At 34.3% G+C, this 13,755-nt stretch carries 11 protein-coding genes and 1 pseudogene; all 12 read right to left on the bottom strand.

All coding sequences use genetic code 11. The features are described from left to right. Window positions 1-59 precede the first annotated feature (59 nt). Entirely contained in the window at window positions 60-656 is a 597-nt protein-coding gene (locus BAQ48_RS00325; protein ID WP_071709525.1) for a hypothetical protein, read from the bottom strand. Window positions 657-934: 278 nt separating this feature from the next. Further along, on the bottom strand, window positions 935-2,782 hold the full coding sequence (locus BAQ48_RS00320; RefSeq protein WP_071709524.1) for a hypothetical protein: 1,848 nt from the start codon (window positions 2,780-2,782) through the stop codon (window positions 935-937). Beyond that, window positions 2,772-4,589 (bottom strand): AAA family ATPase, encoded by a 1,818-nt coding sequence (locus BAQ48_RS00315; protein ID WP_071709523.1) that lies wholly within the window; start codon window positions 4,587-4,589, stop codon window positions 2,772-2,774. The genes BAQ48_RS00320 and BAQ48_RS00315 overlap by 11 nt, the downstream gene beginning before the upstream one ends. Window positions 4,590-4,694: 105 nt before the next feature. Then, a complete protein-coding gene (locus tag BAQ48_RS00310; protein ID WP_000391450.1) occupies window positions 4,695-4,955 on the bottom strand; it encodes a hypothetical protein in 261 nt (86 codons plus the stop codon). Between the two features lie 76 nt (window positions 4,956-5,031). Next, window positions 5,032-6,459 carry an arginine-ornithine antiporter gene (arcD, locus tag BAQ48_RS00305; protein WP_071709522.1) on the bottom strand — a complete coding sequence of 476 codons (1,428 nt, stop codon included), beginning with the start codon at window positions 6,457-6,459 and terminating at the stop codon, window positions 5,032-5,034. Between the two features lie 213 nt (window positions 6,460-6,672). Then, the gene (locus BAQ48_RS00300; protein ID WP_071709521.1) at window positions 6,673-8,184 is read right to left on the bottom strand and encodes an ABC transporter permease/substrate-binding protein; all 1,512 of its coding nucleotides are present in this window, start codon (window positions 8,182-8,184) and stop codon (window positions 6,673-6,675) included. A 3-nt stretch (window positions 8,185-8,187) separates the two neighbouring features. Next, window positions 8,188-9,135 (bottom strand): ABC transporter ATP-binding protein, encoded by a 948-nt coding sequence (locus BAQ48_RS00295; protein ID WP_071709520.1) that lies wholly within the window; start codon window positions 9,133-9,135, stop codon window positions 8,188-8,190. Window positions 9,136-9,235: 100 nt separating this feature from the next. Then, a complete protein-coding gene (locus BAQ48_RS00290) occupies window positions 9,236-9,793 on the bottom strand; it encodes a YdcF family protein (RefSeq protein WP_071709519.1) in 558 nt (185 codons plus the stop codon). 63 nt (window positions 9,794-9,856) lie between these two features. Next, window positions 9,857-11,085, bottom strand: a pseudogene (locus BAQ48_RS00285) (MFS transporter). 1 nt (window position 11,086) lies between these two features. Further along, a complete protein-coding gene (locus BAQ48_RS00280; RefSeq protein ID WP_071709518.1) occupies window positions 11,087-11,623 on the bottom strand; it encodes an NADPH-dependent FMN reductase in 537 nt (178 codons plus the stop codon). 384 nt (window positions 11,624-12,007) lie between these two features. After that, window positions 12,008-12,904, bottom strand: coding sequence for a phosphogluconate dehydrogenase (NAD(+)-dependent, decarboxylating) (gnd, locus tag BAQ48_RS00275; protein ID WP_071709517.1), 897 nt, complete (start codon window positions 12,902-12,904; stop codon window positions 12,008-12,010). 18 nt (window positions 12,905-12,922) lie between these two features. Next, window positions 12,923-13,755 (bottom strand): GntT/GntP/DsdX family permease (locus BAQ48_RS00270; RefSeq protein ID WP_242660424.1); only part of this gene is annotated, 833 nt, incomplete at its 5' end.

Below are 13,755 nucleotides of genomic sequence, written 5' to 3'. Positions count from 1 at the left end.
TTATAAAGAATTATATCCTATTAATATCATTCTCTATACTTATACATATTCACTTCTCTTTATTTTGTTAACATAATATTTTTACTGTATTCTGCAATTAATGCTTGCGCATGTGCATTCCCTTGAATTACATCGCGAAATTCTTTTAAAGAATACAAATGGGTAACCCCTTTTCGAGCATGAATTCGTACTGGTACACCTTGTAAAGTATCATGAAACTGAAATGGATTATCAATCGGCTCAATTGGAAAACCGAGTGTAAGTAAATACATATACATTCTTTTTGTAACTGCTGCAATATACCATTCCGCTTTCGTTTCTAATGCATGCACAAATAAAATAGCTGTTAACCTTTTGAAATGCCCTCTCCCACGAGACGTTTTCGCAATACTTAACTTACCTATTTCATACACATTCTTCAAATCTTTCACTAGTTCATTTTTAGAAAACGGATAGAAAAACTCAGAATTCGATTGTTCGGGTACCGTATACTTAATACATTCTACTGTACCAATATGATGTTCATCCTCTATTAATAAAAATCGTGATGGATTTAAATTACGTTCTACAAACATTAAGTTTCTTTCTTCACAAAAATCTCCCCATAGTTGCTCGAACCAAAAATGTTCTTCCTTTGTTTGAACACGCTGGAACATATTTAACCGCCTTTCCCATCGCCGCTCTGTTTTGACAACGCTTTCACTATCTATCATATAAGAACAAATCTTCGTATGCAACTAAAAATATTTATGACTTATTATATTCTGCAAAATGAATTAAATTCCAACATAATCGTCTTTTATCCCACATGCACAGTTCTTTTCTCAACATTTGTGTCTCATTTTACAAATTCAAAACACATCGTGCATCTGTCTATACAGCATATAATTCTTCTTAATCTAAAAAAATCCTTTATGAAAAAGGATTTCTTTTACTACTTTATACTTTTTAACCATTTATCAAAAATTTGAACCATTCCATGTTTTCCAGCTAATTTCTCTTCCCCTTGTTTCGTTTTATATGGATATAATTGCAAGAAAACACCACATCCAGATTCAATTTTTTTACTATGCATATGACTTCCTGGATATACACAGATAACTTCATAGATTGCCCTTCGATGAAATACTCGCTTTCCATTCTGTTCTTCTACATACTTTATAGACCAGTACTTATACATTTGCTCAGTTGCTTTCGTATTTCCAACGTGCTGAAAAATATTGTACATTGGGCTATACTTCACTTCAATAATAATAGAGGATTTATATACGTATTTCCCTTCCTCCCTCACATAACCGTCTAAGCGAATATCTGGCTTTTTTGTATCTTCACCATTATAAAAATTACTCCCCTTACTTAATGCAATAAGAGGATGTGTTTCAATTAAGTCATTAAATGCGACATGTACCATTATATCCTCTTGATGTAAGACTACTGTCGTTCCATCTTGTAATCCATCTACATAAAAATGTTCTTGTATTTGTTCACGAATGGAATGCTTAGCTTCAAAACCAATTTGCTGCAGCATTGAAATAACGATAAAAAAAGCGTAATATTCATACACTAAAAACGTTGGTTTATATACAAATAGTAAAGATGGTGATTGTTCTATATGTTGTGGAAGTAAATCTAAATGATGCAGTAATTGCTGATGTGGTATAGGTAAATCATTCGCACTCATATTACCCGTTTCCGAAACTTCTCTCCAAAATGGAGAATACATTAAAGTTTTAAAGTATTGTACACTTCCATGCACAATATGCGCTAATATTTTATACTCTTGTATTTTCACAGAGTTTTTCCGTACATCCGCTTCTTTTAGTAAATGTATATTTTTATATTTTTGCTTCTCTCTATCTGTCACAGATCCATTTCGCTCAATTGTTTGCATAATCGTTTTAACAGCTTGAAATTCTTCTAATTTTTTCTTTTTTGCTCTTTCTAAAATTTCAATTGTTTGACGTAAAAAACTTTCGGCCTCAAGTAGATACTGATAAAATTGCATCGCTTTAAATTTAAGAAATGCATTTTCCTGACTATTTTTTTGTTCTATAAACTTGCGGTTATAATATTTTGCATAAGGTTTTCTTTCCGCCATTATGGTTCCTTTTCGCGTTGCCTTCCGTTCCTTCGTTTCCCATTTATATTCATGTATAAATTTAAAATTCGATTCTATCTTCTTAAAAATTTGCTTTATCTTTTTCATTTTTTGCGGCAACTTTCTTAGTAACACTAAATAAGAAGAATCCTCAATATCGCTTAGTGCAGAGAATGTCTTTTTATAATAGCCTCTATCTAAAATTAACTCATTTAAAATGGATTTTACATAGTTTTGAATCATTTCAAATTGATCATCAAAAAAATTTTTTGGTACGACTTGAAAAGCACCGTAATACGTTTTATCTTCTATACGAACTTCAAAATGATATAAACCACATCGCCATGGATAAAAGAACTCCGTTTTTCCGTGTTCATATATTAATACCCTTTGTTTTTTTTCATTTATTTCGTATTGTGACTCTTTTATATTTTTTTGCCCCTCGTACACTTTATTCCATATAAAAGTTATATTCACTGGATTCTCATAATAGTAATGCAATCTAATCGGTTTTAATTCTTGTATTTTATAAATACATTGAACTAATGCTGTAGTAGATGTACAAAGACGATTTAATAAAATATGATCCCCTTTTCCTTCTGTCCCAATAATTAACTTCAATACAAAAGGGAGTGTTTCTTTCGTATCAACAATTTCTGTTTTATACTGCTCTTCATTTCGCATATCCATACAACTCCAGTTCTCTACGTTTTTCTCTTATATATGCTAAAGAGTGTTCAAATGTAGAGACTCTGTTTGCAAGTGGAGATTGCAAAAGAGGTACTAAAGTCGCTCCTCTTTTTACTTCTTCAGAAAGTAATGAGCCAACCGTCATTTCAGTCCCTCTTAATTTCGTTAGTACACGTTGCTTTATTTGTAAATCAAAACCCTCTTCCCTACTAATCATATAAGAATGATTATTTTGGAACGGTATATTTTGCAAGTAAGTAGCAATTGCATTTGCACATCGAAAAGAAATTCCCTTTGACGCATCATGTGATGACAATACAACATGCAACTTATCTAATAGCTCCAACTCTTCCTCTGAAAACACCTCAATCATCGCTTTATTTCTAATCCAATTTATCCGAAATTCTCCCGCTGTTACTTTCAGAGGTGGTTGTAACACAGCTTTCTCTTGTGCAATACCCATCTCACAAAACGGGATTTTTTGTAGAGTAATTAAATTTGTTCGATCTAATAATCGATCGGAGAGCTCTTTCGTTGTTTCATCAAAGTTTACAGTACCTACAAATATAATATTTTCTCCGATTTCAATTGTTGATGGAATTTGATTTTCTTGCTCCTGCGCACCCACATACAAATTCAACATACGATTTTTCTTTTCTAGTTGAAGAACCGATAAAAATGGAGTAAACCAATGCTCAATATGTGACATATTCATTTCATCAAAAACGATTATATACAATTGATTTTGATTTTCTTTCGCCTTCATTAACGCTCTAACTAACTTTGTTTCACTTTCTATAAAAGTACCATTTGGATGAAGATATCCAAGCAAATCATGCGGTTCTTGGTACGAAGGAGAAATCGGAATCCAAATCAATTCTTCCCCATACTGTAATCCAAGTGCTTCTGCATAAGCTTGCACGAAACGCGATTTTCCAACGCCCGGTATTCCACCAAGAATCGTTAACATATTTGTTTTCGCACTGATATGGAAGTTATAAATATCCGTTTCATCCAAATATAGCCCTTTATTGCGCACCATACTTTGTACATACTGTAAAAAGGATAATTCACGCTCATCCCATTCCCATTCATCTTTTTGTACTTTTATATCCTCTATTTCAACTAACTTACCTTCTTCAGTTATTCGTTTTTTTAATTGCTCATACACTTGATCACTTACAAAATACAATTGGTCTTCTACGGCTATTTCTACATGCTTCATCCAATCATTAAAGTCTATATATTTGCATTCCCGGTTCTGTTCAAAATACGCAATGGAACTAATCGATGACTTTAATGATATATTTCCATATAACCTTCCATCGTGCCACAATAATTCGGGAGGCTCAAAGTCTTTCGGGAATTTTGGCATAAGAAATGATAAATAACCTTTACTAAGTTTTCGTTCTAAAGACTCTCCTTTTTTATAATCGGAAATTTTAGGCGCTGGAATCATTTTATAACCAGTAGCTATTTCTCTCGGTTCTTCTGTACATATTAACTCCGCATACACATTTCCTCTTTCATAGTAGAGACGAAACATGACCAATTGCTTTTCTAACTTTCTCTTCTTTAATTCCAAAAAGATTTTTTCATTTTTTTTATTGCTACATAAACCTTCAAATACATACTGTTCATTTTTAAATTGTTCTTGTAAAGTGAATGGTACCGGTGATAGACATTTTACAAAGAAATTTTCTCCATTCTTCTCTCTCTCCGCTTTTACAAATGTTCCGATAAACCTCATATAGTACATTCGTTTTATAAAGCTTGGCTGAAGAGCTTTATGTAATTTCACCTTAGTCACCTTCTTTTTTCATACTATTCTTAGTGTATGAAAGAAAAGAAAAACTAGAAATAAAAAACCTGACGTTATCCGTCAGGTTCATAATTAAAACATATATTAATGAGAAGGAAATGCTTTTTTCTCCTGTAAAATAGCGTTGTGAGCAATTTTCATTTTAGCAAGTACGTATCGTAATCGATCTTCTGCATTTTCATCTTTATTTTGCTGTAATCCCGCTAAATTCTCTACAGAACTCGCTAAATTTTCAATCACTCCTCGTAGTTCAGGATGATGATTAAAAAAGGATTCTTGTACTAATACTTTCCTTAACTCGCTGGCTAAATCAATTATTCGAGACAACTGTTCTTTTTCTTCCATTTTCATCCCTCCTGAATATCTTATGTATTAAATATTCTCCAAACAAAGAAAAAAGCCCTTTAAATGAAAAGGACTTTTACATTTTTATATTTCCAGTTAACAACATATAAAGAGATGTGACAGCTGCAATTACAATTGCCCACATTACATATCTCTCTATGCCAGTAAAACAACGATTCCCTTTTTCTTTTCTTGCATACATGTAAACAATGATCCCGATTCCATATACGATTGAAACGAGCAATAAATTCTTCAAACCAGCTGCATAAATAAGCCATACAGAGTAAATAGAAGCAATTAAAGCGAGCGAACCATTTTTTACTTTTGCATCTTTTAGTTCATTTGTAATTACCAATTTAAATTGGAATAAAGCTGATAATAAATATGGTACTAAAATTGATGTTGATGCTATGAAATACATAATTTGATATGTTGATTCTGAAAACAGAACGATTATAAATATAGTCTGGGCAACACCATTTGAGATCCATAATGCCATATGCGGCGTTTGCTTTTTATTTGTTTTCGTAAAGACTTTCGGAAACACACCATCTTTTCCTGCTACATGAGAAATTTCAGAAACAAGTAAAAACCAACCAATTAGCGTACCTACTAGTGAAGCAACTAAACCAATGTTAATCGCAACTGCCCCCCATGGTCCAACAACATGTTCTAATACATGTCCCATTGACGGGGTTTCTAAAGCGGAAAGTTCTCCTCTTGTCATCGCTCCCATTGATAAAACTGAAATTAAAATATATATAGACATTACTAAAATTAATCCAAGTACTGTCGCTTTTCCAACATCTCGGCTATTTTTCGCTCTTCCAGATAACACAACTGCTCCTTCAACCCCAATGAACACCCAAAGAGTTACAAGCATTGTATTTTTCACTTGACCAAGTACAGAGGAAACTGAAATTGTTCCTTCTCCCCAAAAGTCATGTGTAAATGTATCCCAACGAAACGCCGTCACCATTACAACAATAAATAATACAATCGGAACAAGTTTTCCTATTGTTGCGATAACATTCATAATGGAAGCTTCACGAATTCCAAATAAAATTAGAAAATGAAGTGTCCATAATAAAAGTGATGCACCTACAATTGACGCAACATTATTTCCCCCTTTAAAAATCGGGAAGAAATAACCTAATGTACTAAACAGCAACATAATGGTTGCGACATTTCCTAATATTCCTGCTAGCCAATATCCCCACGCACTATTAAATCCAATATATTCACCGAAGCCAGCTCGTGCATAACTATAAATTCCACCCTCAAGCTCCGGTTTTTTTCTTGCTAACGTTTGATATACGAGCGCAAGTGGGATCATTCCCATCGCTGTAATACACCAACCGATTATTGTTGCACCACTATTTGCTCCTACTGCTAAATCATGCGGTAAGCTAAAAACACCGCCACCAACCATTGTTCCAACTACTAATGCGATTAATGGAAAAAATCCTAACTTCTTTTCTATTTGTACCACCCCATCTGTCATTCTAGGTGTTATGTTCGTTCAACTATTAAAGTCACCTTTTTCTCTAATAGACGTTTCTCTTATATTTTTTCAGGAAAACATTACTTATTCTAAAAGAAAATGAAGAAAAATGGAATACTTTTTTGAAAAAATGTATAAGTATGCACAAAAAAACCGTTCATTTTGTAATGAACGGTCATTTTAGACAGATAAATTTGTATATTTATTGTAAAATTAACGAAGTAACTTCTCTTTTTGTAAAAATTGTTTTGCGACTTCTTCGCTACTTTTACCATTTACATTTACTTCATAATTCATTTTTCTCATTTCTTCATCTGTAATCTTTCCAGCCAATTTATTTAATACTTGTTCAAGTTCAGGATATTTCTGTAATGTCTCTTTTCTTAATAATGGTGCCCCTTGATAAGGCGGGAATAGCCCTTTATCATCTTTTAACACTTTAAGTCCGTATTGCTCCAGTTCACTATCTGTTGAATATGCATCAATTACGTTAACATCCCCAGATTGAATTGCGCTATAACGTAGCTTCGGTTCCATCGTTTTCACATTTGAAAACTTATAGTTATATAACTTTTGCATACCTTTATAACCATCTTCACGATCAGCAAATTCTAATGTAAATCCTACTTTAGCACTTTGTGCAACATTTCCTAAATCAGAAATTGTATTTATATTATTTTGATCTGCTATTTTTTTCGGCATAGCTAATGCATATGTATTGTTATACTCCATTGGCTTTAACATTTTCATATCATATTTCTTTTCCATTCCAATGCGAGCCTGTTCATATACTTCCTCACGATTTGTGCTCTTCGGTTCTTCTTTCACAAAAGTAGATAGAGCTGTTCCCGAAAATTCAGGATATATATCTACTTCTCCGGATTTTAGCGCTTCAAATACAAATGCTGTTTTTCCAAGACCTGGTTTTAATTCTACATGTAAATCGGTATCTTGTTCGATAAGTTGCTTATACATTTGGATTAAAATTTCAGGTTCTGATCCAAGTTTGCCGGCAATAACAATATCTTTCTTTTGTGTATTCCAAAGAAATGGAGAAGCAATCATTAAACAAACAATACATATCGTCAATATAACACGCTTAGAAGAGCGTTTTGGACTCTCAAGTACTCGAAGCACTACATCAAAGAATAAAGCGAGTAACGCGGCTGGTACGGCCCCTAAAATGATAAGTCCATGATCATTTCGATCGATACCTAATAATATGAGTTTACCGAGCCCACCAGCACCTATAAGAGCTGCTAATGTAGCCGTTCCAACAATTAATACCATCGCCGTACGAATACCGGCCATAATAATTGGTAATGCAAGAGGAAGCTCTACCTTCCACAGTCTTCTCCAGCTATTCATCCCCATAGCTCTTGCTGCTTCTATTAGAGATTCATCTAATTCCCGTATCCCTGTATATGTATTGCGTAAAATAGGTAATAGTGCATACACAACTAATGCAATAATGGCCGGAAGTTTTCCTATACCTACTAACGGAATTAATAGTCCGAGTAATGCAAGTGATGGCACCGTCTGCATAACTGCAGACGTCCCGATTATAAATTCAGCCATTCGTTCTTTTCTCGTTAATAAAATGCCGAGCGGCACCGCAATCATTACTGCAAAAAATAGTGAAATAAGTGATATTTGTAAATGCTCACTTAATGCACTTAATAATTCTATTTTTCGTTCTTGGAACGTTTGAATAAAATCAGCCACTGTTTAACCTCTTTCCTTCATTTGTTCAACAATATATTTAACAATATGCCGACTTGTTAACATGCCAACATATTCCCCATTCTCTTCAACCGGCACTGATTCTTCAGCTTGTAAGCGAACTAGCGCCTCTTGTAAAGAAGAATGTACAGATAAAGCAGTCCCCTCTACTCGTATACTATCGTCTAGTGGCAATACATCTTCTATATTCAGCCCTTCATACCAATGTCGTCCACGATTTCCAATGAACTCCTCTACAAATTCATTTTTCGGATTATGTATAATCCCTTCTGGTGTATCTAATTGAACAACTTTTCCTTCTTTCATAATACAAATACGATCTCCAAGTGATAATGCCTCTTGCATATCATGCGTTACGAACACGATTGTTTTTTGAATCTTTTTTTGTAATTGTACGATATCCTTCTGAAGTTGTTCCCTACTTAATGGATCTAATGCGCTAAACGGTTCATCCATAAGAACAATTTTCGGGTTTGCGGCTAATGCCCGTACAACACCAACACGTTGTTTTTGCCCTCCTGATAATTCATCAGGCATACGATCGCGATAAACATCTGGATCGAGCCCAACCATCTGTAACAAGTCATCGACTCGCGCTTTTATTTCTTTTTTGGTCCATTTTCTCATTTCAGGAACAACTGAAATATTTTCAGCGATTGTCATATGCGGAAATAAAGCAATTTGCTGCAACACATATCCTATATTCCAACGTAATTCGTTTATATTATATTGTTGAATATCTTTTCCATCGATTAAAATTGAACCTTCTGTCGTTTCAATTAAACGATTAATCATCTTCATTGTCGTTGTTTTCCCGCAACCACTCGGACCAATGAGAACAAAGAATTCTCCTTTTTTAATTTCTAAATGCAATGAATCCACTGCTTTTGTGCCATCATCATACGATTTTGACACATGATTAAACTGAATCACAAACACAACTCCTTTATTGTTGTTTCCTTTATTTTGATGGAATATGGAATTCTTTTCAAATGATACGCTTTAAAATTAAAAAAGAGCTCCCATTTGAGCCCTAACGGTCGAACAATATTGTTTTCATTATTGCAGCATATTCACGCACATACATTTTTCTCTTAGAACGTATTGGTGTTTCAGCAGCTAATGCCTCCATCTTCATTCCTAAACGTTTTGCAATTATTTTCGTTCGATATAAGTGATACGTATTGCTTACAACTACTGCATGCTCTAAATCATATAAATCCATACTAAACTTTAAATTTTCATACGTATTTGTAGAGCGATCCTCCATTAAAATACGACTCTCGTCTATACCGTGTACTATTAAGTAGTTTCTCATACTGTGAGCTTCTGGTATATCTTCATCTTCTCCTTGACCACCTGAAACAATTACTTTCACTTCAGGATGAGAATATAAATATTCCAACGCTATATCTAACCGATTTTGAAGAGATAAAGATGGTTTATCTCCAAATAACTTTGCACCTAATATAAGAACGTATGGAGAGTGATGACTCAACTTTTCACGAGCAACTTTCTTCATTCGAAACGTCATATAAAGGATGTATAGTGGAGGTAATAATAAGATTATAAGTAATATCCATTTGTTCATATATACGTTTGCACTCCCTTTCTTTTTATTATATAAAAAAAGAAAGGAAGGCAGAAGGTTTTTTTAAACGATTGATTTATTAGAAACGTTCGTCCCTACTTTACGTTGTGAATATACATAATAAAGAGCAATTCCTAATGATAGAATCAATATACAGCTAAGTACGTAAAACGGGAGCATTACCCCAGCTTTAGATACACCAGCTGTAAACAGCATTAATAATACAATTCGTATTCCTGTACCAATTAATCGAAATAAACTGTCTACACGTCCCATTATTTCATTTGGGATTTCCTCCATCATCAATACATTTCTCGCCACTCTTGTCCCCGCATTTCCAATCGCATGAAAAATCGCTAGTCCATATAAAAATAATACTGAAGGTTCAATAATCATTGCGGTAATTGAAATTACATAAATGAACATCGTCATAACGATTGAAACTTCTGTTTTGACATATTTCATTATGAGTGGAATACAGATCCCTGCAACAACCGCTCCGACACCGTACATCATGCCCTCTATTGCGTATACAGAGGCCTTGGCTTTGAGTATATCCGAAATATAAACCGGTATTAAATAATTTGCCATCATGACACCTATAAATGGCATATAAGTGGCAAGTAAGAACCAAAAGAGCTTAGGACGTTTTTTCATAAAGTGAATTCCTTCGAACAATTGCTTCTTAAATGTTACTTTCCTTTTTACTTCCTTTTTCTTTACGTATGGTATACACAAGAAAAGGGCGAAGGCTCCTGCAAAAGTTAACATATCTACTAACAAGATCCATTTTAAAGAAATGATTTCAATAAGGAAGCTAGCAGCTGCTCAGAAATAACTTGAGTTAACTGTCCTTGTATTTCCATTGTCCCACTTAAATTTTTATAATGCTCTGCTGGAAATATCTCTTGGTTGAACGCAAATATTGTAGGATAAAATAATAAATAGTAGAATGATCCAGCTATATAAATAAGTATATAGTGAATAGAATGATACGGTTGTCCAGTAAATCCCCATATAGCCATCATTCCTATAATGACTATCCCAATACCTTCATTACATAACAATAAAGATTTTCTTGAGAAACGATCAATACTTTGCCCAATAAACGGTGTTAGTAAAAACATAATAAGAGTTGAGAGGATGGATACATAACCAAACGTTGTATCTCCTCCACTCTCTTTAATCAACAACCACGGAATCGTTATCATAACAATCCCGGAACCAATAGCGGATAAACTATTGGCTCCTAGAATGTAATACAAGCGAGAATCTTTATACAGAGTTGACACTTTACTCAACCCCTAGTTGTTTTTTCACCTCTTTATAAACGCTCATATATGCTTTTAATTCTTTAACAAGATCATGAATTAATGGTTTTGCATCTTCCCCAAGTTCACCGTCTTGCACATGAAGTCCATCAAGCACCACTTGTTTCGGGATTGCATTTGCGTATACCCCTCTAGCAACCGTACGCATACTATTTAATGCGTTAATTCCGCCTTTACCACCTCCTGCAACTGCAAGTAATGCAACAGGTTTATGGATGAATTCACTACTACTTAAGTAATCTAACGAATTTTTCAGCGCTCCGCTCATCGCATTATGATATTCTGGTGTACATAGTACTACACCATCTGCTGCTTTCACTAACGCTTTTAATTTTTTTACTGCCTCTAAATCACGTTGCGATTCTTCACCGTTATATAAAGGAAGCTCTTCTACTGCTAAATCGTATAACTCCCCTTCAAATTGATCTGCAATATATTTTGCCACCACTCGCGTTCTACCGAATTTTCTTGGTGTACCGTTAATAACAACTAGTTTCATAATGCTTTCTCCCCTTTGTTTTCAAGTTATACTTATATATTATCAGAAATTTCTATACAAAACACAATATAAAGAGTGAACTATGTTGATAAAATAGTATGATAGACGTAAAAAAGAACTCATACTTTCGTATGAATTCTTCACAATTTATTTTTCTCTCTTTTATTGCTCAGTATACTTATGCTTCTTTTACAACTTTTTTATTTTTAAAAAATAACAATATAGAATACATTGTTTAATGAATGTACGTTGAAACTATTATTTGTATTAAAGAAACGATGGTTGATTGATACTTTTAAAATAGCAATTTCGTAAACTACGCATAATAAACTTGCAAAAAAGAAACTTGTACATACGCACAAGTTTCTTTTTAAACATCATTTTCTATTTCTTCACAACTTCATGTCCGCCGAACTGATTACGTAGTGCTGAAACTACTTTTCCATGGAATGTATCATCTTCCTGAGAACGGTAGCGCATAAATAATGACATTGCGATTACTGGTGCCGCAGCTTGAAGTTCAAGTGCAGTTTCAACAGTCCACTTCCCTTCTCCTGAAGAGTTCATCACACCTTTAATTCCATCTAGTTTAGGATCTTCTGCAAATGCTTTTTCCGTTAAGTCCATTAACCAACCGCGGATAACTGATCCGTTCGCCCATACTTTTGCAACATCTTCATAATTAAAGTCAAAATCACTTTTATCTAACACTTCAAATCCTTCAGCGATTGCTTGCATCATTCCGTATTCAATACCGTTATGTACCATTTTTAAGAAATGTCCACTACCAACGCGTCCTGCATAAGAATACCCATTCTCTACTGCTAAATCTTTAAATAAAGGTTCTAATTGATCGTAAATTTCTTTTTCTCCACCGACCATTAAGCAAGCACCGTATCTAGCTCCTTCTACACCACCCGATGTCCCGATATCTACATAATGTAATCCAAAGCTTTTCGCTTCTTCAGCACGGCGTAACGTATCTTTATAGAATGAATTTCCGCCTTCAATAACGATATCGCCTTCGTCTAATAATGGATATACATCTTTTAGTACCGACTCAACAACTTCCCCAGCAGGCACCATTACCCAAATTGTGCGAGGAGCTTCTAGTTCAGCAATCATTTCTTTTAATGTATGACGGGCAGTAATCCCTAATTCTCCTGCCTTTTCAACAAGCTCATTGTTTACATCGTATACAACTACTTCATGCTTGTCTTCATGTAAGTGTTCAGCTAATGGGAATCCCATTTTTCCTAATCCAATTAAACCTAGTTTCATATTAATCAATCTCCCATTCTATACAAATATATTTAATAACGAAATTAGTCCAAGTGCTACAACAGATAGTATCGTCTCCATTGCAGTCCAAGTTAATAATGTTTCTTTCACAGTCATTCCGAAATACTCTTTAATCATCCAAAATCCTGAATCATTCACGTGTGATAAAATTAATGATCCGGCACCTGTTGCAAGTGCAAGTAACTCTACATTTACTCCTGGTGTACTTGCTGCAATTGGCGCGACTATTCCAGCCGCCGTCATCATAGAAACAGTAGCTGACCCCGTTGCAATTCGAATAAGTGCAGCAATTCCCCACCCTAATAATATCGGTGAAATATGTGATTCTTTCGCCATTTCTGCGATTGTCGTTCCAATTCCAGAATCTAATAACACTTTATTAAACGCGCCGCCTGCACCAATAACTAATAGTATGTTCGCAATCGGTCCTAAGCAATCGTTTGTAAATTGTAATACTTTATCTTTAGAAAATCCTTTTGCATAGCCAAGGCTAAAGAAGGAATATATCGTTGCAATTAATAATGCGACTATTGGATCTCCAATAAAATGCAATACTTGTGCAAGTTGACTTGTTTTGTTTAGCCCTACTTCCGCAATCGATGCACCTAGCATTAGAAATACTGGAAGTAAAATAGTAAACAATGTATTTCCGAAACTAGGAAGTTCCTTCTTCTTATCTCTTTCAATGAATTGCTCTGCTATATCTAAAGGCACTTCTTTATGTATGCGAGCACCGATCCATTTCCCGTAAAGCGGACCTGAAATAATTGCAGTTGGAAGTCCGACAATTAATGCATATAAAATTGTCTTCCCTACATCTGCTTTAAAAA

This window comes from Bacillus luti (assembly GCF_001884105.1).
Taxonomy (GTDB): Bacteria; Bacillota; Bacilli; order Bacillales; family Bacillaceae_G; genus Bacillus_A; species Bacillus_A luti.
Note: the sequence above shows the minus strand (reverse complement) of the source record. Positions and strands in the feature narration are given on the sequence as shown.